The following is a 21,976-nucleotide window of genomic DNA, read 5'->3' on the forward strand; positions in this document are numbered from 1 at the left end:
ATTTCACCCCTTTAAAAAAGCGGGGAATTAAAACCCCGCTGTATTAAAAACTTTTTTATTTAAAATATAACCAATCTGTAGAATTTACAAATATATTATCTTTAACTTCTAATAAATACATAGAGTTTTTACCCAATCTTGAATTTTCTCTTTCTGTATTAAAATCAGCATAAGTAACTCCATTTGTTATTTCACCAGACCAATTATTGAAAGTTTCTAAAGCTTCAACCAAACTTTCTCTTGTAAGATCTTTTCCAGCTCTTTTAACTGCTTCTGTAAATGTTTCTGCAGCTATTAAACCTGCAACTGCATATGCATTTGGTATTTCTCCATTATTATATTTTCCATATATTTTTAATGCAGGAGTTTCTGGATTTTCAAAGTCTACATCAACCCAAGCAGCTGTTTTTACACCTTCTGCAGCATTACCAGCTAATTGAATAAATGTAACAGAAGCATTTGCATAAGATAAAACATATTCTTGATTTCTTAATCCATACTGTTTAGCTTGTTTAATAAAATTAGGTGCTTGTGCTCCATAAAGCATTACTGCAACAGCATCTGGTCTTTTACCTATCAATTTAGTTATTTCAGTTGCAAAATTATCTGCTGCAGGATTTATAGCCAAAGAAATAGCTGCTTTTTTACCATTTTTACTTAGAACTTCTTCAAAAGAATCAGCAAATTCTTTACCATCCTCTGCATTTCTATAAACAAGAGCTATATTTTTATAACCTTTATCAACAAAATAATTAGCTATTATATTACCTTCAACTTTATAATTTGGTTGTACAGGAAAAACATATTCTTTAGCTGGGAAACTTAATAATGAAGAACCACTACCTTGATATACAAATGGAACTTCACTTTCATTTAAATAATTCATAACAGCTAATACTCCTGGTGTACCAAGTCCTCCAACTATTGAAAAAACATTATCAGATTCAACGAGTCTTTTAACTTCTACGGTAGTTTTTGCAGGATTAAATTGATCATCAGCAACTATTAAGTTTATCTTTCTACCATTAATACCGCCATTATCATTAACCCAATTAAAATATGCCTGCATTCCTTTAGTCATAGGTTGTCCAATTGAAGCTATTGGTCCTGATAATGCTTGAAAAGAACCTATTTTAATTTCTGTATCAGTCACGCCAACTTCAGCAAAAGCAAAAACGATCAATAAAACTGCCATTAAAGTTCCGAGGATTTTCTTCATAAAATCACCCCTTATATTAAATTACGAATAACTATTGCAGTCCCCATTCCTCCACCTATACAAAGTGAAGCAAGTCCATACTCTTTTTTTTGTTTCAACATTTCATGAATCAAAGTTACTATAATTCTATTACCTGATGCACCTACAGGATGTCCCAAAGCTATAGCTCCACCATTCAAATTAGTTCTTTCCATAAACCAATTTTTATCTTTCTTATAATAATCACTTAGTTCTTTAATTACACCAAGAGATTGAGATGCAAATGCTTCATTTAGTTCAAACAATGATATATCATCTAAACTTAAACCAGTTTTCTCCATAACTTTTTTTATTGCTGGAACTGGTCCCAATCCCATAAATGCAGGATCTACTCCAGCTTGAGAAAATGCAATTATTTCAGCAATTGGTTTTAAATTATATTTTTCAACTGCTTCTTCTGAAGCAAGAATCATAATACTCGCCCCATCATTAATTCCTGAAGAATTTCCAGCAGTAACAGTTCCATCTTTTTTGAAAGCTGGCCTCAACATTCCAAGTTTTTCAACACTTGTAAGTCTAGGATGTTCGTCAGTATCAAATACAACTTCACCTTTTCTTGTTTTTATTTTATAAGGAATTATTTCATCTTTAAATCTTCCATTCTCTATTGCTTGATTAGCCCTTAATTGAGACGTATATGCAAATTCATCTTGTTCCTCTCTGCTTATATTATATTTTTGTGCTATATTTTCAGCAGTTACACCCATATGATATTGATTAAAAACATCTGTTAAAGAATCATTTATCATATGATCTATAACTGTTTGATTACCCATTTTACTTCCGAATCTATTATTTGAATTTATTAAATATGGTGCCATAGACATATTTTCAATACCACCAGCAACAACTAAATCTGCTTGTTCAGACATTATATCTGTTGCACCTATCATAACTGCTTTCATTCCTGAACCACATATCATATTTATAGTATAAGCAGGAGATTCAACAGGTATTCCAGCATAAATAGCAACCTGCCTACCTGGACCCATTCCTTGGCCTGCACCTAAAATATTACCAATTATTGTCTCATCTATATTATTAGGACTCAAATTATTTATACTTATCATTTCTTTTAAAACATGTGCTCCGAGCTTGGATGCAGGTTCATTTTTAAGAGTTCCGCCAAATGTTCCTAAAGCTGTTCTTTTTGCATCAATAATAAATACTTTGCTCATATATTGTTCCTCCTTAATAATAAATAATAAAATTAAATATATCCAAGTTCTTTAGCTTCTGTTAAAAGTTTTTCTCTAAAATCAGGGTGTGAAATTTCTATTAATGCTTTTACCCTCTGTGAAAGACTTTTACCTCTTAAGTGAGCTACACCAAATTCAGTTACTACATAATCCACATCATGTCTTGGAACAGAAATAGTAGATCCTTGTGGATGTGCTGAAACTATGGTAGAAATTGCTCCTTTTTTTGCAGTTGATCTCAAAGCTATAATACCTTTACCATTTTTACTTTTAATAGCTCCTCTATGTGTATCAAGTTGTCCTCCAGTTCCTGAAAATTGTTTAGTACCAATTGCTTCTGAAACAACTTGACCTTGTAAATCAACAGAAATAGCAGTATTAATAGAAATCATATTATCATTTTGAGCTATTACAAAAGGATCATTAACATAACTTCCTCTCATAACCCATACGCCTGGATTATTATTCAACCATTCATACATCCTTTTAGATCCAAGTGCAAAAGTACAAATAGATCTGCCTTTCCATAAATTCTTTTTATTATTTGTTATTACACCAGCTTCAAACAAATCAATCATAGATTCTGTAAACATCTCCGTATGAACTCCGAGATCTCTCTTATCAACTAATAACTTTGCCACAGCATTAGGAATTCCACCTATTCCTATTTGAATAGTAGATCCATCATCTACTAAATCAGCTATATATTTAGCTATCTTTTCTTCAAGTTCGGATGGTTCAACTATTGGTAAAGCCGGAATTTCCCAATCAGATTCAACTATATAATCAGCTTGATTTATATGTACTTGGGTTTCTCCGTGAATCCAAGGCATATTATTATTAACTTCTAAAACAACCATATCAGCATTTTCAATTACTTCCATTTCATAGACATTTGAAAGACCTAAACTAAAATATCCTGAATTTTCAAGCATTGGAGTAACAGTTCCCCAAAACACTAATTTTGAATCATCCTCTTTTTCACTCATTATTTTATCTGTACCAGCCATATGAAGATTATTAGGAATATAATCAACAGTGCATAAACCTTCAGATTTTGCTTTTCTTGTAGGTGGCGCATAAAACCATGAATGATTTGCAAATTTATTCTCATACTCTTTTTCCATAAAAAATGGATACTCTTTCATATTAAGACAAGTTAATACCTTTATATATTCAAAATTATCTTTATATTTATGAAGATTACTCAAAAACCCTTGAGCTTCTGTAGCCGCAAGACCTACGACTACAGTTGCTCTTTTAGGGAGTGAAAGAATAGCATCTTCAATTGATTTTAATTTATTATTATATTGCTTTCTCCACATATTGACATCCCTCTTTTTCAATTATTTAAAGAATAGTACCTCCGTTAACACTTAAAACATGACCTGTTATATAAGAAGCTTCTTCTGATGCTAAGAAAAATACAGCATCTGCAACTTCAGTCGCTTTTCCCATTCTTTTAAGAGTTACTTTTTCAACTATTGAATTTAAAACTTTTTCAGGCATTTTTTCAGTCATTGGAGTTAAAATAAAGCCAGGAGCAACAGCATTAACTCTTATATTTGCACCTTTTCTTGCAAATTCTTTAGCCCATGAATAAGTCATAGAAATAACTCCACCTTTTGTTGCAGCATAATTTGTTTGGCCTATATTACCTTTTTCTCCAACAATAGAAGAAATACTTACTATACTACCTTTTTCATTTTCAAGCATAAGCGGAACAACTGCTTGAGTCATGTTAAATACGCCTTTTAAATTTACATTTATTACTCTATCCCATGCATCTTCTTCCATTTTTTGAATCAAAGCATCAGCTGTAATACCAGCATTATTAACTAAAACATCGATTCTACCGTATTCATTTTTTGCCAATTCTACAAATTCTTTTATATTTTCTCTATTAGTTACATTAAGAACATATCCTTTTACATTTGAATACGCATTTTCAAGTTCATTTAATGCATCTTCATTCATATCAAGAGCATATACAACAGTAGCTTCTTCTTTAGCCATTTTCTCTACAATAGCTTTACCTATACCTCTTGCACCACCAGTTACAACACATACTTTTCCTTTCATTCTATCCATCTTAATTCCTCCTATCAAAAAATGATTTAACCTACGTAATCTCCCCACTGAACAGTTGCAGCTGCCCAAACAAAGCCTATTCCAGCTCCAACCATAACAACGATATCTCCATCTTTTATCTTTTCTGATTCAAGACCTAATTTAATAGATAAAACTTGATCATTTTGACCTATATGACCATATTCATTTAAATAAGTTGTTTGTTCAGAATCAAGACCTAATTCATCTAAAACCGCATCATGAGCAGATTTTTTAAAATGTAATATCGCAAGATAATCTATATCTTTATCAGTTCTACCACTTTTTGAAAGTGATTCTCTTATTACATGATAAAAATTCGGCATAGTCCTTTCACCAAGTTTTTTCTTAAAAGATTCAGCATCTCTAACAACAAAATGCATATCTTTAACATCTTCTTCAGTCATAGGCCAATTTTTAGATCCACCAACCTCAACTACACAATCTTCAGAAAAGGATCCATCGCCTTTAAATGCCGTTCCTAAAATAACATTTTTGTTATATCCCTTTCTTAAAACCATTGCTGCACCACCAACACCAATATCAAACATAAACGATGTCTCCGCAACTGAATAATCAATTAAATCAGAGTTTCTATATCCAGAAACAAGTAAAGCTGTTTTATAATTTTCATTTCCTTTCAATAAAGAACTTGCTGTTTCCATACCAACCATCATAGAACCACACATAGCTTCCATATCAAAACCCCATGCATTAACAGCCCCTATTTCTTCAGCAACTTTTAAACTGGCTAACCAACAAGGATAATCTTTATGTTGTGCACCATTCCAAATAACAATGTCTATTTCTTTTGGATCTATACCAGCTTCTTTTATAGCTTCTTTTGCTGCCTGTATTCCCATATAACTTGTAGTATCTTTTGGACCAGGAATAGTTTTTTTATCAACGCCAAATTTCTGGCTTATGACCCATTCAGGTATTCCTGTTTTTTCTGCAATTTCAGCTGAACTAATATAATTTTCAGGACAATATGTACCTAATCCCATTATTCCGATATTCATTAATATCACCTCTTGATATAAAATAGCTTTTTTAATCTCTTCTGAATCACTTCTCATTTTTATATGAATCACTTCTCATTTTAATATAAAAAAATAAAATATCAAAAGCTATTTTATTAGCATAAGAGATATTCTACAACAAATAAATAGAAATATACCTTAAAAAATTTAATTTTGGTATTTTTACTAAGTTTTACATTTCTTTGATAAAATGATATCAAATTTTACAAAATTTATGAAATCAAAATATACACCAATAAAAATGGTTTAAAGCTATTTTAAAAGATATATTCAAACAAATTAAATACAAACTTTAATTTTATGATAAAATAAAAATAAGTAAAAAATAAATGGAGGTCTTTATATGTATGAAAATTTTGCAGAAATCTATTCAAAAGGAGAGTACACTTCTTATAGTCAAAGTATATCTGAAGTATTTCCTATTTTATTAAATTATTTAAAAATAAAATCGAATAACATATTAGATATTGCATGTGGAGAAGGTACATTTTGCAGAAATATTAAAATTCAAAACCCTTTAATAGAAGTAGAAGGATTAGATATATCAAATAAAATGATAGAAATCGCCAATGGCAAAACAAAAGATTTAAATTTAAATATAAAATATTATGTTCAAAATATGATCGATTTTAAAACGAATAAACAATACGATTTAATAACTTCTTGGTTTGATAGTATAAACTATATAAATTCTGAAGAAGAACTAAATAAATTGTTCAAATCAGTATATAATCATTTAAAAAAGAATGGTTATTTCATATTTGATATAAATAGTATATATGCATTATCAAATATATGGCCTGGTGAAAGAATACAAAATGAAAACGAAGATTTTATAGAAATTCATTCTGGAGATTTTAATTTTGAAAATAATATTGCAACATTAAAAATAATTATATTCAAAAAATTAAAAAATGGAACTTATAAAAAAATAGAGGAATATCATAAAGAAAAAGGATATACCTTAAAAACTATAAAAAATATTTTAAGAAAAAACAATTTTCAAATAATTAATATTTATAGTTGTTTAGATCCATTAATAAAAGCTCAAGAAAATGATAATAGATATTATATATTTGCTAAAAAAGATTAAGGAGAAGTAATAAAAATTACTTCTCCTTATTTGTTTTAAAAATGCTCAATATCTTAGTATATATTCCCAAATTAACATCTCTTCTTCTAAAAGAAATAGAATTACTTATAACAATACCTTTATATTTCAAAGGCTTCTCAAAAGCTTTAACATTACTCAAAAGCAATATAGAATAAATTCTTAATATAAAGCCTATTATAAAAATCAATTGAATACCATAATAACTTTCATCAAAAATATAAAATACTTTTCCTTTTAAAAAATTCCCTAAAAATCCTCCCGCTAAAGAAGCACAAATAGCTGCAAACCCCGAAGCAATAGAATAAGCTGCGACATAATTTTCAACTGGATCTTTAGCGATTTCAAGTAATAAATTTAATATGGCTAAATTTATTGCAGACCAAGCAAAAGCAGAAAAAATTGAATCCATTAAAATTATAGACTTATAATTATAAACTCTCATCAAAAAAAACAATAAAGTTGATATAGTTGATATAGTCATTCCTAAACTTAAAATATTTTTATTTCCAAATTCATCGATCATATTTCCATATAACATATATAAAAAAATAGACAATATACTCGTTAACATACTCATATGACCTAAAAATTCATAATTAACATTCAAAATTGTAATTTCATAATATGAAAAATAAGGTCTTGTAAATTCAACTGCAAAAGTCCAAACCATTATAAACTTTAAAAACCTTTTAAATTGACTATCCTTAAACGTTTTACCCAATTTAACATCAAGAGCTTTTATATCTGATTCAGGTATATTATGTTTATATAAAAGATAAACAGAAAATATTGAAAAAAAACTCATTATTAAAGTTATAAATAACATACTCTTACCAGTATCTTTTAAATTTAATAATTGTGAATAGACAAATAACATAACTATACCGGAAATAGATGAAAATATATTTCTAAATCCAAAATATTTTCCCCTATCTTCAAATTTAATTATATCTCTCATGGATGAAGTCCATATATTCCCTACAAAAGTTCCAAAAAAAGAAAATATTGAAAAAACAGCAACTAAAATATACTTATTTTTAAAATCTAAAAAAATTAATACAGGTAATATTAAAAAAACAGTTCTAGACAAAAAAGCAAAAAACATTAAAGATTTTTTTCGACTTCTAAATTTTTTTAATATTTTTTTTGTGAAAATCTGAAACAATTGTGCAATAACTGGAAATGAAGATATTAAAGAAATTTCAAGTGGATTAGAACCAAAAAACAAAGCAATAGATGTAATTATAAAACCTTGTGTTGCAATGAAAAAAGAATTATAAACACTACCTTCAGCTATAGAATATTTCATAGTTGATGTTAATTTTGTCAATATTTTTCACCCCGAAAAAATCATATGTTAATTAATATTATAACCTTTTATATAAACATAAGTTTAACTATTCTTATGTTTAATTAAACTAATTATAAAGAATGAATACAAGAAAAAAAGCTCCTTATTTTAATTTATTTTTTACAATATTTTTATATCTTATACATCAAAATAACTTATTATTAACTAAATTTATGTAATTTTAAATTGACTTCCATGATTTGGTGTATTATAATATTAGTACACTATTATTTTATTTATCTTTGGGGTGAAAAAGTTGAAAAAAACGTTTTTATATTTCATAACAATATTTTTATCTATAATACTATCAAATTGGATAATAAATAAAAATTTATTCAATGAAAGCTCATATAGAATTGGATTATTAATAATATTGATATCTATAGGATTCTTAATTTTATACTCTACATTCAAAAACTTAAGTTATCATATATCAAAATTCAAAAAAACTACTTTAAAAGAGAGTTTAAAAGTTTTTATAACTTATTTTTTACTTGCTTTTTTAATAACTGGTTCAAATTTATTCAAAGAATATACAATAATAATATCAATTCCTCTATTAATAGCTAATATAACTTTTTTATCTTTATTAATGATAAAATTATTTAAAATAATATTTAAAAAAAATTTTAAAAAAAACCTAATAACGATTAGTTTAATATTCAACCTTTCAATAACAGTTTTTTCAAACACAATAAATATTCAAAATAATAATAATCTTTTCTTTAATCTTTATAAAAACTATGAAAATATGACAATGGAATCATTTTATGCACTTCAGAAATATTTAGCAATATCAATAACTGGAGTTCAATATATACCAAGAAATCATAAATTTATAAAAAAAAGTCAAGTAAAATTAATAACAAAAAAATTAAATCCAGGAGATATAATAGTAAGAAGACTTAACTGGCAATTAACAAATATAGGAATTGGAAGTTTTTGGACTCATTCTGGAATATATCTTGGCAATTTAGATCAAATGAATGATTATTTTAAAAATATAAAACAATTAAATGGGAAAAAATTTTCAGATTATATAAAACAAAAATTTCCTTTAATATACAAAAACTTAAAAAACAATGATTATTCAATAATAGAAGCAATTGCAAAAGGAGTATCAATAAACAAAGTAGAAAACATGGGAGAATCTGATTATTTTGCTGCTGTCAGATCAGATCTGAACCAAGAAGAGATATTTGAAGTAGTTTTAGAATCATTTTCTCATTATGGAAAAGAATATGATTACAAATTTGATTTTGAAAATTCAGATGAATTAGTATGTTCAGAACTTGTATACTTATCTTATAAAAAATTTATAAATATTCCTTTTAAATATAGTAAATTCAGATGGATGTTAAGTCCAAACGATTTAATAGAATATGCCCTTAAAAACAAATTCAGTGTTCCAATATTTTTAGATGGATCCGAAAAAACAAAAATTGCTACTTTAAAAGATGCTAAAGAATTGGAATTGAGCTTACAAAGAAATATTTTAGACATTTTACAAAAATAAATCCTCTTTTATAGAGGATTTATTTTTTATCATCTGTTAAATAAATAATTCAAAATTTAACATCATATTCATATATCATGTGATATAATAAATTAAAGAAACGATTATTATTATTTTAATAAAAGGTTTCTCAGAAAAAATGGGAGGTGCATTTTATGAAAAGCATCAAATTGAAAGTTATTTTATTAATTATTGTTATTTCATTCATACCTTTAGCAATTGTATCTTTTTTTAGCACTTACAATTATTATAATACTGTAAAAACTAATGTTGATGAAACATTATTATTACAAAATGAAAAGACAAAACTTTTTTTTGAAAACACAAATTCCAATCTCGAAGAATTCATGATATTTTTATCTAATGAAGAAAATGTAATAAACTCTAAAGAAAATAAAAATTCAGAACAAACATTTTTAATGACATCTTTTGCAAACATTCAACAAAAATATACTTATATTAGAAATGTATTTATTGGATTAGAAGATGGAGTCTTTTTTATGAAACCAGATCAAAAATTACCGGATGATTATGATCCAAGAATTAGAGATTGGTATAAAAATTCTTTAATCACCGATGATGTATTATTTACAGATCCTTATGTAGATGCAGCGAGTGGCGATCTAGTAATATCTATTACTAAAAGAGTCAAAAATTCAAATATTACTACAGGTGTTGTAGGAATAGATATTTCAATGGTTTCATATATAAATTCTCTTAAAGACAGTGAAATATTCAACTCTTCTCACTCGTTTATAATGAACAATGATGGAACTGTATTAATAGACACTATTCCTGAAAATATTGGAAAATCAATATCGGACAGTAATCTATTCAAAAGTATAAATAATGATAATGGAAAATCTGAATATATTGATTCAAATACAAAAGAAAAAAGATTTATATACTTTAACACCCTTGAAAATGGTTGGATATTGGTAACTTCAGTTCAAACAAAAGAAGTTCTATCTCAAGCAACACAAGTACTCATAACGATGCTAATATTCTCAACAACAATAATAATAATATCATTAATCATAGGAATTATTTTTGTAAAAAAAGTAATAAGTGATCCTTTAACAAAATTAAAAGAAAAAATAAAAATATTTGGAACAGGAGATTTAAATGTAAATTTCGAAACTAAATTGAAAGACGAAATTGGAATTATAGCCAACAGTTTAAATGAAATGGCAATAAATATAAAAGAACTAATGAATTCAATAAATGAAGCATCTGAAAATATCAATTCTTCTTCAAATGATTTGGCAAGTGTAGCCGAAGAGAGCTCAGCAGGAACTGAAGAATTAAGTTCTCAAATGAATTTTATAGAAAATAAATTAGAAGATAGTTCATCTGCCGTTGAAGAAATAACAAGTGGAATAGAAGAAATGGCTTCAAGTTCTTCTACACTATCAAATGCAGCACAGTCATTATTAACATCGACTAAAGACACCAAAATTTCTACAACAAATGGTTTAAAAACAATAAAAGCTATAACATTAGAAATTAATGAAGCTTCAAAAAAATCAAAAGATTCTCAAAGAAATGTTGACAATTTATCTAAAAAATCAGAAAATGTTGGTAAAATAGTAGATTCTATAGATTCCATAACTCAACAAACAAATCTTTTAGCTTTAAATGCAGCTATTGAAGCAGCTCGTGCTGGAGAAGCTGGAAAAGGTTTTGCTGTAGTTGCAGATGAAATAAGGAAACTTGCTGAAGAAAGTGCTAAAGCAACCAATGAAATATCACAAATACTTTTAGAAATAAAAGATGATACCAATACAGTAAACAAATCAACTCTTGAAACTACTGATGTAATAGAAAAAGCCAATGAAAGTATGACATTAGTAGCTAAAGAATTTGAAGTTATTTCAGATAAGATAATTCAAATAAATGAACAAATAGAAAGTATAACTGCTACATCTGAAGAACAAAGTGCAAGTACTCAAGAAATGAGTGCAGCTATGGACAGAGTAGCAAAAGGAATAGTAGAAATAAATTCGCAAGTAAAAGATGCAACCAAAGCTGTTTTTGATCAATCAGAAGCTGCTCAACATGTAAGTGCTAACTCTGAAGAATTGGCTGCATTATCAGATGGCTTAATTTCACAAGTAAATAAATTTAAATTTTAACTTAAACCTTTTAAATATTATGATATAATAACTTAGAGATGAAAATGTGTATTTCATACCTCAAAAATGACATAATGTCAAAAATATATAGTTTAATTTATTTTTATAGTATATAATTTATTTAAATACCAAGGAGGTTAACTATTATGAAAAAAACTTTGTTATTTCTAAGTTTGCTAACTCTAACATTTCTATTGATAAGTTGTACACCACCAATTCCAGGCGGTATTGATGGCGGAAATACTGGTGGAAATATTACTTCAAATACTTTAGTAGGAGAATATAATTTAAAATTTGAAACATCATCTCAAAAATCTTCTCCTGATATGGCTTTAACATATTCTGATTTTACACTTGAAATAAGTTATGATGGATCTTATAAAGTAAAAATAGAATCAGATAACTTTTATAATGATACTAGAGTTAAATTTGAAAATCCCGAAATACAAGTTTCAGAAAATTATAATGAAATAGATTTAGACTTTGATATTAAATTTACAAATACTGATAATTCTGAAAATAATGGAACTATCAAATTTAAATCCAATATTAGAAATAATCACTTAACTTTTGAAAATAATAAAGTATCAAAAATAACTTATTCAGCTGATACAGGTTTTACAATACCTAATACACATTATTATGTTAATGGTATAACTTTAACAAGAAAAGACTCTTAGGAGGGATAAAATGAAAAAAATTTTATTTACAAGTTTAATTTTAATTATTGGAATCATATCTTTTTCTTCAAAGTTTATATATGTTTATGATGGAAATAAAATGACAGCAGATATGTATAACGTGGAAAAATTTGGAAAAATTTCTATAACTTCAGATTATATAATTCTTGGAAATTCAGATAGTTCATATGATTCTAATACAGTTAAAATACCTATAACTTTTCCATTAGAAGAACAAAAATATGATAAAATAAATGATATGATAAATAAAGGATATATAGTTAAACCAAAAGAAGATAATAAATATTTTAAAACTTCTATGAGTAGAAATCTAACTGTTTATCAAATAAAAGAAATAAAAGTCAATGCATTGATAAAAGATTTTCTAAAATTTATGGAGTCAAATAATTCTATTTTCAATATTAATGACTGGGCAGTTGAATGGATAATGGCTATACCAGTAGATTGATATAGATAAAAATTATAAAATCCCAAGATTTGAAATAAAATCTTGGGATTTTATTTTTATCATTATTATTGTATAATTTAATGGGTGATTAAAAATGAAGAAAAAAAAATCTATAAAAAATTTTTATATTAAATCGAAAAAATTGATAAGAAGATTCTATTTTTCTCTTCTAGTCGTTTTATCTATTTTTTCAAGCTGGATTGTATTATTTTATGGTTTTTTCGTATGGATTGGTATATATATCATAAATATTTTAACAAGTAAATTACCTTTAGAATCTAATCATTATGAAGGTCCGAGTACTTATACTTATAAAATAGCAGAAAAGAATAATTTAAAATTAGATATTTGGTATCCAAAAAATTTTAAACCCAACTATCCAGTAATTTTCTTTTCTCATGGCGGAGGATGGATATCTGGTTTTAGAAATCAGCCCAATAATGTTTCTTGGTGTAAATATCTTGCTTCTCAAGGATTTGCAATAGTATCAGTTGATTATAGATTTGGATTTTCTAATAAAATGATGGATATTTTATCCGATTATTCAGATGCTTTAGATTTTATAAGATCTAATAGTAAAGAATTGAGATTAAACACTAAAAAAATAACTTTAATGGGTCTTTCAGCTGGTGGACATTTAGCTTTATTATATTCATCATTTTATAGTTTTTTAAAAAATAAAGAAAAAATGGAAGGTATAAAATCTGTTGTAGCTTATTATACTCCCACTGATCTCACAGATCTTCTTGATAAAGAAAATAAAAGTTTATTTGCTAAATTTTCTGTAATAACAACCATGAAAGGAACTAATAAAGATAAAGAAGATGAATATATTTATTTTTCTCCAATGCATTGGTTCTCTAAAAATATGGTTCCTGTATTATTTGTTCATGGTAAAGAAGATGAAGTCGTTCCATTCAATTCTTCTGTAAAATCTATAAGAAAATTGAAAGAGTATAATGTACCTTTTGAATTTCTTGTTCATAAAAATGGTGGACATACTTTTGAATTTCAATTAAAAGATTTTCAAACAATAAAAATAATAAATAAAACTACTTCTTTTATAAAGAGGATGAATGAAAATGAAAAGAAATATTGATTTTAATTATGAGAGAAAAAAAATTGATTTTATGAGTGGATATATATTTAAGGGTAGACATTATAGATGTAATTATATTAGATATAAATCGATGTATAAAAATATAAGCAAAGGAACTGAAACTGTAGAAGTTTATAATTTTGAACCAAAAGATAAAGTATATGCTTCTGTATTAATAGTTCATGGACTGGGAAGTTCTAATATAAAATTTTTATTATGGATGGGTAGACATCTGGCATCCGTTGGAATAAATTCATCTGTTTTGATACTTCCCGGAAATTACACAAGGGTAGATGATAAATCTGTAAGTGGTAGAAATTATTTATGGCCTGATATAAACATAATGTATAATTTTTGGGAAAATGGAATATTAGATATAAGAACAACTTTAGATCTGCTCGAAGATCATGGATTATGGAATAAAAATAATGCTCTCATAGGATATTGTCTTGGCGGAATGCTTTCTACAATTGTATCTTCTATTGATAGTAGAATAAGCGAATTGATATTATTAACAACAGGTGGACATTTGCCAGAAATAATGTATAGATCTCCTGCTACAAAATTTATAAGAAAATTGATTGAAAAAGGATTCAAAATGGAAAATCATCTAAATGAACCACAAAAAATGTTTTCAATATACAATGAAAATTTAGATTCGATAAAAAAAATGACTTTAGATGAAATAATAAATAGTGATATACATCCTATATTTAAAATAGATCCATTATCCTATGCACATTTGATAGATTATAAAAAAGTGACTTTTTTTGAAGCTTTATTCGATAAGACTTTATCAATAAAAAGTCGAAAAAGTCTTTTAAAAGAGTTTAAAGGATGTAAATATTATCCAATTCCAATAGGTCATGTGAGCTGGCTTCCTTTTGAATATTTTGTTGCAATATATATAATGAATAAACTCAATATAAAAGATGCAAAAATACGTTCAAGAATTCTTACTAAAGATGAGATGGATGAAAATTTTGATAACATTTATAAATGAGAAGATTTTATTAAATAAAATCTTCTTTTTTTATTAAATTAAAAGTTAATTTTTTATTTTAATTTAATGTATTCATATTTTTTATTTTACTTATATTTAATAAATAAATATTAGAATGTAATGGGGAGTTTTTGAGGGTGGTGATTATGAGTAAATTTTCTTTGCAGAATATTTTCATGAAAAAGTTCATATTTACATTTATAATAATATATATAATCATAATATCTATTATGACTTTGATAATAAATTATTTCTTTGATTATAAAATATTACCTTCTATGGAAAATGAAATAATGTATAGTTTAAATGTATATATAAATCAACTTGAAAACACTTTATATTCTAATGATGAAAAATATTATATAATTTCAAAAGCTATTTTAAATCATTTAACAGAATTAAACTCTACGAATATAGAAAATAACATAAAAAAATTTGAAAGTATAAAAAATGATTATATTACACCCGATATTACAAACATAAATTATTATATTATAAACAATGACGGAATCATAATACAAACTGATTATACAAACGATTTAAATATGGATTTAAAGAGTAAATATCCTGAAATGATGAATAGTATCTTAAAATTAGAAACGAACAAATATAATATTCAAAAAACAAATTTTTTTATAGATTTTAATAAAACAAGATTTTATAGTTTTTTAAGGATATCAGAAGATTTCATCTTCGAAATAGGTATTGAAATAAGTGATTCATTTATAGAAAATTTTTTGAATCAATTTTCTATAGATAATAAAGAAAAATCATATGTAAAAAAAATAAACATATTTAATAAATATTATAAATCTTATATAGATGATAATTATGCAACAATAGAAGATAAAAATTCTTTTTTTAATATTAAAGATTCAGATAATTTTTTTATTTTAAGAAAAAATAATAACATAAATTCTATATATAGAGCTTTTAAACTGAACAAAGAAAATTCTTTTGACTATGATTATAATTTTTTGATAAAACTTGATATGGATTTTAATGAAATTTCAAAATATAAATCTTATTTATGTCTTTTATTTATAATAATCTCAATAATCGTATTGTTTATAATGTATACAATACAGACAAAAAATTTAAAAATGCTAATTAAACCTCTAAAATTACTTCATGAAAATATAATACATAAAGAAAAGATAATTAAAGCCCCTAAAGTAAAAATAAAAGAAATAGATGATATCATATATTCATATAATGATTTAATAGATAAATTAAAAAAAGATATGAATTTAGTTATGGAACTAAATAAAAAATTATCTTATAATATAAGACAAAAAGAAATTGCGGAAATTAAACTTTTAAAATTAGCCTCCAAAGATGATTTAACTAATACTTATAATAGAAGAAAATGTTTTGAATTTATAAAAGATCATATAAAGCTTTCAAATCAAAAAGATACAATGTTTTCATTGATATTTATTGATCTTGATAAATTAAAGAGTGTTAATGACAATTATGGTCATAGCGAAGGTGATAAATATCTGTTAAATGTTTCAAAAGCCATAAAGTATTCTTTAGGAAAAGATGATATACTCTGTAGATTTGGTGGCGATGAATTTATAATAATAATAAATTCATCAGATTTTTATTATATTGATAAAACTTTAGATCTTATAAAAGAAAATGCCTCGAAGATAAAATTAAAAAATAATTTAAAATACGATTTAGAATTTAGTTTTGGAATTTCTATATACAAACCAAATGAAGGATTAAATGCCCGAGATTTAATAGATTTAGCCGATGAAAGAATGTATATCAATAAAAAATCAAAAAAATTGGACCTTTAAAGGTCCAATTTTTATTATATAAATAATAATCCTATATTATATACAATAAATGAAACTACATAAGCAAGAACAAAAGTATATATCACACTAAACCAAGCCCATTTTGCACCTATTTCTTGTTTTATAGCCCCAATAGTCGCAACACATGGAGTATATATCAATGTGAATACTAAAAATGCATACGCACTTGCAGCATTAAAATACTGTGGAAGTACTGTAGTTAAAACATCTTCTCCTCCAAATATAGTTCCCATAGTTCCTATAACAATTTCTTTTGCTAAAAATCCGAATATTAAAGAAACTCCTGCTTGCCAAAATCCAAAACCTAAAGGTTTGAATATAGGAGCAATAACAGAGCCTATATGTCCAATTATAGAGCTTTCTGATGCATATTCAACTCCAGATGGTAATGTTGCAAGAATCCATATAACTATAACTGTACCAAATATTATAGTTCCAGCTTTTTTTATAAACATCATAGTTCTTCTTCCAGCTTCAAGTAGTATAGCTTTTAAACTTGGTAATCTATATGGAGGTAATTCCATTATAAATACGCTTTCTTCTTTTTTAAACATAGTTTTATTAAATATAGTTGCCATTATTATAGCAAGAATAACTCCTAATAAATAAAGTGAAAATATAACTAAACCTGCATGTTTTGGAAAGAATATTCCGGCAATCAATATATATACAGGTAATCTTGCATTACAAGACATTAAAGGAGTGACAAGTATTGTTATTATCCTATCTTTTCTTGATTCAAGAGTTCTTGTACTCATTATAGCTGGTATACTACACCCAAAACCAAGTATCATAGGTATAAATGATTTTCCATGAAGTCCGATTTTTGTCATTAATTTATCCATAACAAAAGCAGCTCTTGACATATATCCAATATCGCCAAGAAAAGATATAAATAAAAACAATAAAAATATATTAGGCACGAAAACTAATACTGAACCAACTCCACCTATTAATCCATTTACAATAAAGTTTGTCAATAAATTATCTGGTAATTTTGTAGAAACTAAATCTCCCAAAGATGCAAAGCCATCATCTATCATTCCATTAAAAACATCACCAATTGTAAAAGTCAAAGTAAATATAGCAAACATTATAATCAAAAATATAGGTATACCCAACCATCTATTAGTTATTATTTTATCTATTTTATCAGAAGTATTATTAACTAAATTTTTTCTTTTAACATACTTTCCAGATATTTTTGTTATAAAATCATATTTTTTTTCAGATACAATAATACTTGCATCATCATCATTTTGTTTTTCTAATTGAGCTATCAATTTATCTATTTGAGTCAAATTATCTTTAGAGATATCTTCTCTAAATTCAACATCACCTTCTATAAGTTTTAAAGAAACCCATCTTTTAGATTTTTCAGATATATTTTTTTCTTGTTCAATAATATTATTTATCTGACTTAGGATATTTTCAAAACTCTCATCATAATTTAAATTCTCTGGATATTGAGGGCTTTTTAAAGATCCTTCAATCTGTTTCTTTAAATCTTCTAAACCAATTTTTTTATTTGCAGATGTTTTTACGATTGGAATTCCAAGTTCTTTTGATATTGAATTTATATCTATCTTTATCTGTCTTTTTTCAAGTTCATCACTCATATTAAAAACTAAAAGAGTGTTTTTTTGCATTTCCATGATCTCTGTAACTAAATACATATTTCTTTCAATATTAGTTTGATCTACAACAACTACTATTAAATCCGGATTATCTTTTATCAAAAAATCTCTTGCAATTCTTTCATCCATAGAATTAGCTGTAAGAGAATATGTTCCAGGAAGGTCTACTATTCTATATTCTTCATCATTATATTTAAGTTTTCCTTCTTTTTTTTCAACAGTAACTCCTGGCCAATTCCCTACATGTTGATGACTTCCAGTTAAAGCATTGAAAATTGTAGTTTTTCCACTGTTTGGATTACCACATAAAGCAACTGTTTTCATACTCTATCGCCTCCGGTTATCTCTATATATTTTGCTTCTTCTTTTCTAAGACTTAAAGAATAATTTCTTATCTTTATTTCTAAAGGATCTCCCAAAGGCGCTTTTCTCACGAGTAATATTTCTATTCCTGGTGTTAATCCCATTGCTAAAAGTCTTTGTCTGACTTTTAAATTTCCTTCAAGCTTTTTTATTTTGCCTGAATATCCTACTTCACATTCATCAAGAAACATTGTTAGTCCTCCCTAATTTTAAAAAAATAAAAAAATAATATTTTATATGTTTTTAACAAAAATTCTTTTAGCCATATTTTGACCTATTCCATATCTACTTCCATCCACCAATATAATTATAGGGCCTCCAAAATTCCCACTCAAAACTTCTATATTTTTTCCTTCCATTATTCCCATTTTTGCAAGTCTTCTTTTCATCATAAGACCTGAACTTATTTTTTCAACTATAAAATTTCCAATATTTGCAAATACTAAAGGCATTTTATTCCTCCTTTAAATTGATAGATTTCAAATGCTTTTGAAACTCGATTTTATAATTTTCATTTTCTTCAAAAAAAGATTCTAATAATTCTATAGAATTTAAAAAATTTTTTGAGTTTATATGCTCTATTTTACAAGAAACTTCATCCGCCTCTTTTTCACTAAAATTTAAAAAATCCAACAAAAATTTATTCATTATATATTTTCTTTTATACAATTTTGAAGCTTTAATTATGCCTTTTTGAGTTAAATTTATATGACTATGTTTTATATACTCTATATAGTCATACGATTCAAGTCTTTTCAAGGCACTTATAACGGAAGAATGTTTCACTTCCGCTTCATTAGTTATGTCTCTAACTTGTATTATTTTATTTTGTAAATATAGCTTGTATATAGCTATTAAATAATGTTCAAGATTTTCAGTCATCAATTTAATCTTCCTTTTGTAGTTAGTTCTACATTATTTTACCACCTTTAATTTACTTTGTCAATAAAAAAATAGACTTTTCAGTCTATTTTTCTAAAATAATATTTTCAGCTTCGGTTTTTCTTATTGCAACATTATAGCCTCTTATAAGTACTTCAATCGGATCTCCTAAGGGGGCTTTTCTCAATAATTCTACGTCTATTCCAGAGGTTATTCCCATTACCATTAATCGTCTTTTTATTGCCTCATTACCTCTAACTTCAAGAACTTTTGCTTTTTCTCCAACTTTTAAATCTTTTAAAGTTTTTTCAAAAGTGCTTGATTTATCTTTATAATTAGTAATATACTGCTTATATTTATTTTTTATTTCTGTATTGCTTTCTATAAAATTTCTTAGAATATCCATAGATTGAATGAGCTTTTCAGACTTTATATGTTCCATTTTACATGATAATTCTTCTGCTTCAAAAGGGGATATGTCCAAAACATTCATCAAGAAACTTCTTATAGTCATTCTGTTTTTATATATTTTTTGAGCTTCTATTATTCCGGGTTGAGTTAATTTTACATAACCTCTTTTTTCATAAGTAACAAAAGAAATACTTTTTAATTTTTTTATTGCGTCTATGGCAGAAGTATGTTTTACAGACATCAATTCTGTAATGTCTTTAACTCTTGCAATGTTGTTTTCAAGTTGTGCTTCATATATAGCAAGCAAATAATTTTCAAGACTCTCTGATAATTCCATATAAATCACTTCCTATTGTAGTTTTTCCTACTTAATTCTACCATATATATTTGTATAAGTCAAGCTTATATTAAAAAATGAATTCATTTTTTTACATAAATTAATTATATCAAAAAATATTTTTCCCCTTTGACAAATTATTAACTTTTTGGTATTATTTTATAGCTTAAATTATTAATATATTGGGGGTATAATTATGAAAAATGGAATGATTCATGTTTATACCGGCAATGGAAAAGGAAAGACTACAGCTGCTTTTGGTGTTGTATTGAGAAGCATTTTATCGAATAAAGAAGTTTTTGTAGCTCAATTTGTAAAAAATAGGGACTCATCAGAGTTGTCAATTTCTAATTATTTTGATAATATTGATATTGTACAGTATGGAGAAGGCTTTTTTATAAGAAGATCTCCAGAAACAAAAGATATAAACGCTGCAAAAAAAGCACTTGCCGATGTAAAAGAAAAAATTATTTCTCAAAAATATGATTTAATAGTCATGGATGAAATAAATATCGCTATTAAATTTAATCTTTTAACAGCCGAAGAAGTTTTAGATGCTATAAATAGTAATGGAAAAACAGAAATAATTTTGACTGGAAGATGGGCTGATGAAAAAATAATAGAAAGAGCCGATCTTGTAACTGAAATGAAAGAGATAAAACATTATTATTCAAAAGGTGTTTTATCCAGAAAAGGTATAGATAAATAGGTAAAATTTAATATATAAACTTTTAAGGTGTATAACAGGGAATTAGGTGAAAATCCTAAGCGGCCCAGCCACCGTATGCAGGGATGAAAATCATAAATGCCACTGGTTTTTAACTGGGAAGGCTTGATTAGTAAAATGATCTGTAAGTCGGGAGACCTACCTTTTAAGTTCGTAACTTTGCTTTTTCTTGGTGTGAAAAGCAAGGATTTTTGTTATGGGAGTTGGTATACAAATGCATAACTATATTGTAAATCCTAAAAATATCGAAAAAAGAAGCTTTGAAATAATTACAGAAGCTTTAGGAGAAAAACTAAACGATGTAGACCCTATAAAATCAAATGTAATAAAAAGGGTCATTCACACCACAGGAAATCTTGATATGTGGAACAAGCTTTATTTTTCTGAAGATTATTTTGATTTTTTTAAAAGAAAAATTCAAAATAAGAAAATTTACACAGATGTAAATATGATAAAAAGCGGTTTATCAAAGAATTTTGTAAAAAATTTAAATATAGACTGTTTTATTAGCGATGAAGCTATATCGAAGAAATCTAAATTAACTGGCATATCGAGAGCCTATTTATCTATGGAGAAAGCACTTGAAATGGAAGATGGTATTTTTATTGTTGGAAATGCACCTACTGCACTTTTTAAGTTGCTTGAATCCAAAAAGAAACTTTTTATTATTGGAGTTCCAGTAGGCTTTGTAGGAGCGGCAGAAAGCAAAGAAGCTTTAATGAAATCACAACACAGTTTTATTACATTACCAGGAAATATGGGTGGTTCTACAATAGCTGTAGCCATTTTTAATGCTTTAATAAGGTCTTTATAA

21 protein-coding genes and 1 riboswitch are annotated in these 21,976 nt (G+C 26.1%); of the genes, 10 read left to right on the plus strand and 11 right to left on the minus strand.

Features of this window, described 5'->3' with window-relative positions; translation table 11 throughout:
• Positions 1-55 precede the first annotated feature (55 nt).
• From C7380_RS01075 to C7380_RS01095, 5 genes are read right to left on the minus strand one after another with little or no spacing between them, the layout of a single operon-like run.
• The gene (locus tag C7380_RS01075; RefSeq protein ID WP_109603628.1) at positions 56-1,219 is read right to left on the minus strand and encodes an ABC transporter substrate-binding protein; all 1,164 of its coding nucleotides are present in this window, start codon (positions 1,217-1,219) and stop codon (positions 56-58) included.
• An 11-nt stretch (positions 1,220-1,230) separates the two neighbouring features.
• Positions 1,231-2,436 (minus strand): acetyl-CoA C-acetyltransferase, encoded by a 1,206-nt coding sequence (locus C7380_RS01080; RefSeq protein ID WP_109603629.1) that lies wholly within the window; start codon positions 2,434-2,436, stop codon positions 1,231-1,233.
• 32 nt (positions 2,437-2,468) lie between these two features.
• Entirely contained in the window at positions 2,469-3,782 is a 1,314-nt protein-coding gene (locus C7380_RS01085) for an acetyl-CoA hydrolase/transferase family protein (protein ID WP_109603630.1), read from the minus strand.
• A gap of 25 nt (positions 3,783-3,807) precedes the next feature.
• Complete coding sequence (locus tag C7380_RS01090) at positions 3,808-4,548, minus strand: beta-ketoacyl-ACP reductase (RefSeq protein ID WP_109603631.1); 741 nt, start codon at positions 4,546-4,548, stop codon at positions 3,808-3,810.
• Positions 4,549-4,574: 26 nt separating this feature from the next.
• Complete coding sequence (locus C7380_RS01095; protein ID WP_109603632.1) at positions 4,575-5,588, minus strand: 3-oxoacyl-ACP synthase; 1,014 nt, start codon at positions 5,586-5,588, stop codon at positions 4,575-4,577.
• Between the two features lie 364 nt (positions 5,589-5,952).
• Here C7380_RS01095 and C7380_RS01100 point away from each other — a divergent pair, with 364 nt between their 5' ends.
• The gene (locus tag C7380_RS01100; RefSeq protein WP_109603633.1) at positions 5,953-6,702 is read left to right on the plus strand and encodes a class I SAM-dependent DNA methyltransferase; all 750 of its coding nucleotides are present in this window, start codon (positions 5,953-5,955) and stop codon (positions 6,700-6,702) included.
• A 16-nt stretch (positions 6,703-6,718) separates the two neighbouring features.
• On the opposite strand, the gene C7380_RS01105 is transcribed toward C7380_RS01100, so the two are convergent.
• The gene (locus C7380_RS01105; protein ID WP_109603634.1) at positions 6,719-8,053 is read right to left on the minus strand and encodes an MFS transporter; all 1,335 of its coding nucleotides are present in this window, start codon (positions 8,051-8,053) and stop codon (positions 6,719-6,721) included.
• A 277-nt stretch (positions 8,054-8,330) separates the two neighbouring features.
• Between C7380_RS01105 and C7380_RS01110 the strand changes: the two genes are divergently transcribed.
• The 7 genes from C7380_RS01110 to C7380_RS01140 all read left to right on the plus strand — a co-directional run bounded on the left by C7380_RS01110 (position 8,331) and on the right by C7380_RS01140 (position 16,784).
• Positions 8,331-9,590 carry a YiiX/YebB-like N1pC/P60 family cysteine hydrolase gene (locus C7380_RS01110; RefSeq protein WP_109603635.1) on the plus strand — a complete coding sequence of 420 codons (1,260 nt, stop codon included), beginning with the start codon at positions 8,331-8,333 and terminating at the stop codon, positions 9,588-9,590.
• Between the two features lie 155 nt (positions 9,591-9,745).
• Positions 9,746-11,725: a methyl-accepting chemotaxis protein gene (locus tag C7380_RS01115; RefSeq protein WP_109603636.1), complete on the plus strand. Its 1,980-nt coding sequence runs from the start codon at positions 9,746-9,748 to the stop codon at positions 11,723-11,725.
• Positions 11,726-11,871: 146 nt separating this feature from the next.
• Positions 11,872-12,405 carry a hypothetical protein gene (locus tag C7380_RS01120; RefSeq protein WP_109603637.1) on the plus strand — a complete coding sequence of 178 codons (534 nt, stop codon included), beginning with the start codon at positions 11,872-11,874 and terminating at the stop codon, positions 12,403-12,405.
• Positions 12,406-12,415: 10 nt separating this feature from the next.
• Positions 12,416-12,874: a hypothetical protein gene (locus C7380_RS01125; RefSeq protein WP_109603638.1), complete on the plus strand. Its 459-nt coding sequence runs from the start codon at positions 12,416-12,418 to the stop codon at positions 12,872-12,874.
• 94 nt (positions 12,875-12,968) lie between these two features.
• Complete coding sequence (locus C7380_RS01130) at positions 12,969-13,973, plus strand: alpha/beta hydrolase (protein WP_109603639.1); 1,005 nt, start codon at positions 12,969-12,971, stop codon at positions 13,971-13,973.
• Positions 13,957-14,976 carry an alpha/beta hydrolase gene (locus C7380_RS01135; RefSeq protein WP_109603719.1) on the plus strand — a complete coding sequence of 340 codons (1,020 nt, stop codon included), beginning with the start codon at positions 13,957-13,959 and terminating at the stop codon, positions 14,974-14,976. Before C7380_RS01130 ends, C7380_RS01135 begins: the two co-directional genes overlap by 17 nt.
• Positions 14,977-15,122: 146 nt before the next feature.
• A complete protein-coding gene (locus tag C7380_RS01140) occupies positions 15,123-16,784 on the plus strand; it encodes a GGDEF domain-containing protein (RefSeq protein WP_109603640.1) in 1,662 nt (553 codons plus the stop codon).
• Between the two features lie 14 nt (positions 16,785-16,798).
• Here the strand turns inward: C7380_RS01140 and feoB are convergent, their stop codons facing one another.
• The 5 genes from feoB to C7380_RS01165 all read right to left on the minus strand — a co-directional run bounded on the left by feoB (position 16,799) and on the right by C7380_RS01165 (position 20,435).
• Positions 16,799-18,766 (minus strand): ferrous iron transport protein B, encoded by a 1,968-nt coding sequence (gene feoB, locus C7380_RS01145; RefSeq protein WP_109603641.1) that lies wholly within the window; start codon positions 18,764-18,766, stop codon positions 16,799-16,801.
• Positions 18,763-18,996, minus strand: a complete 234-nt coding sequence (locus tag C7380_RS01150; RefSeq protein WP_109603642.1) for a FeoA family protein — start codon at positions 18,994-18,996, stop codon at positions 18,763-18,765. Before C7380_RS01150 ends, feoB begins: the two co-directional genes overlap by 4 nt.
• A gap of 42 nt (positions 18,997-19,038) precedes the next feature.
• Positions 19,039-19,257, minus strand: a complete 219-nt coding sequence (locus C7380_RS01155; protein ID WP_109603643.1) for a FeoA family protein — start codon at positions 19,255-19,257, stop codon at positions 19,039-19,041.
• 1 nt (position 19,258) lies between these two features.
• The gene (locus C7380_RS01160) at positions 19,259-19,687 is read right to left on the minus strand and encodes a metal-dependent transcriptional regulator (RefSeq protein ID WP_109603644.1); all 429 of its coding nucleotides are present in this window, start codon (positions 19,685-19,687) and stop codon (positions 19,259-19,261) included.
• Positions 19,688-19,772: 85 nt separating this feature from the next.
• On the minus strand, positions 19,773-20,435 hold the full coding sequence (locus C7380_RS01165) for a metal-dependent transcriptional regulator (protein ID WP_109603645.1): 663 nt from the start codon (positions 20,433-20,435) through the stop codon (positions 19,773-19,775).
• A gap of 196 nt (positions 20,436-20,631) precedes the next feature.
• Between C7380_RS01165 and C7380_RS01170 the strand changes: the two genes are divergently transcribed.
• Positions 20,632-21,144 (plus strand): cob(I)yrinic acid a,c-diamide adenosyltransferase, encoded by a 513-nt coding sequence (locus C7380_RS01170; protein WP_109603646.1) that lies wholly within the window; start codon positions 20,632-20,634, stop codon positions 21,142-21,144.
• 8 nt (positions 21,145-21,152) lie between these two features.
• A riboswitch (cobalamin riboswitch) is annotated at positions 21,153-21,322 on the plus strand.
• Between the two features lie 54 nt (positions 21,323-21,376).
• Positions 21,377-21,976, plus strand: a complete 600-nt coding sequence (locus tag C7380_RS01175) for a precorrin-8X methylmutase (protein WP_158274736.1) — start codon at positions 21,377-21,379, stop codon at positions 21,974-21,976.

Origin of the sequence: Oceanotoga teriensis, assembly GCF_003148465.1 — a bacterium.
GTDB classification, from domain to species: domain Bacteria; phylum Thermotogota; class Thermotogae; order Petrotogales; family Petrotogaceae; genus Oceanotoga; species Oceanotoga teriensis.

Coding starts and splice junctions, on each gene's coding strand:
- C7380_RS01095 (WP_109603632.1), bottom strand. CDS start 5,588: ATGAATATCGGAATAATGGGATTAGGTACATATTGTCCTGAAAATTAT.
- C7380_RS01130 (WP_109603639.1), top strand. CDS start 12,969: ATGAAGAAAAAAAAATCTATAAAAAATTTTTATATTAAATCGAAAAAA.
- C7380_RS01085 (WP_109603630.1), bottom strand. CDS start 3,782: ATGTGGAGAAAGCAATATAATAATAAATTAAAATCAATTGAAGATGCT.
- C7380_RS01115 (WP_109603636.1), top strand. CDS start 9,746: ATGAAAAGCATCAAATTGAAAGTTATTTTATTAATTATTGTTATTTCA.
- feoB (WP_109603641.1), bottom strand. CDS start 18,766: ATGAAAACAGTTGCTTTATGTGGTAATCCAAACAGTGGAAAAACTACA.
- C7380_RS01165 (WP_109603645.1), bottom strand. CDS start 20,435: ATGGAATTATCAGAGAGTCTTGAAAATTATTTGCTTGCTATATATGAA.
- C7380_RS01135 (WP_109603719.1), top strand. CDS start 13,957: ATGAAAAGAAATATTGATTTTAATTATGAGAGAAAAAAAATTGATTTT.
- C7380_RS01140 (WP_109603640.1), top strand. CDS start 15,123: ATGAGTAAATTTTCTTTGCAGAATATTTTCATGAAAAAGTTCATATTT.
- C7380_RS01120 (WP_109603637.1), top strand. CDS start 11,872: ATGAAAAAAACTTTGTTATTTCTAAGTTTGCTAACTCTAACATTTCTA.
- C7380_RS01080 (WP_109603629.1), bottom strand. CDS start 2,436: ATGAGCAAAGTATTTATTATTGATGCAAAAAGAACAGCTTTAGGAACA.
- C7380_RS01125 (WP_109603638.1), top strand. CDS start 12,416: ATGAAAAAAATTTTATTTACAAGTTTAATTTTAATTATTGGAATCATA.
- C7380_RS01150 (WP_109603642.1), bottom strand. CDS start 18,996: ATGTTTCTTGATGAATGTGAAGTAGGATATTCAGGCAAAATAAAAAAG.
- C7380_RS01100 (WP_109603633.1), top strand. CDS start 5,953: ATGTATGAAAATTTTGCAGAAATCTATTCAAAAGGAGAGTACACTTCT.
- C7380_RS01155 (WP_109603643.1), bottom strand. CDS start 19,257: ATGCCTTTAGTATTTGCAAATATTGGAAATTTTATAGTTGAAAAAATA.
- C7380_RS01170 (WP_109603646.1), top strand. CDS start 20,632: ATGAAAAATGGAATGATTCATGTTTATACCGGCAATGGAAAAGGAAAG.
- C7380_RS01090 (WP_109603631.1), bottom strand. CDS start 4,548: ATGGATAGAATGAAAGGAAAAGTATGTGTTGTAACTGGTGGTGCAAGA.
- C7380_RS01175 (WP_158274736.1), top strand. CDS start 21,377: ATGCATAACTATATTGTAAATCCTAAAAATATCGAAAAAAGAAGCTTT.
- C7380_RS01160 (WP_109603644.1), bottom strand. CDS start 19,687: ATGACTGAAAATCTTGAACATTATTTAATAGCTATATACAAGCTATAT.
- C7380_RS01075 (WP_109603628.1), bottom strand. CDS start 1,219: ATGAAGAAAATCCTCGGAACTTTAATGGCAGTTTTATTGATCGTTTTT.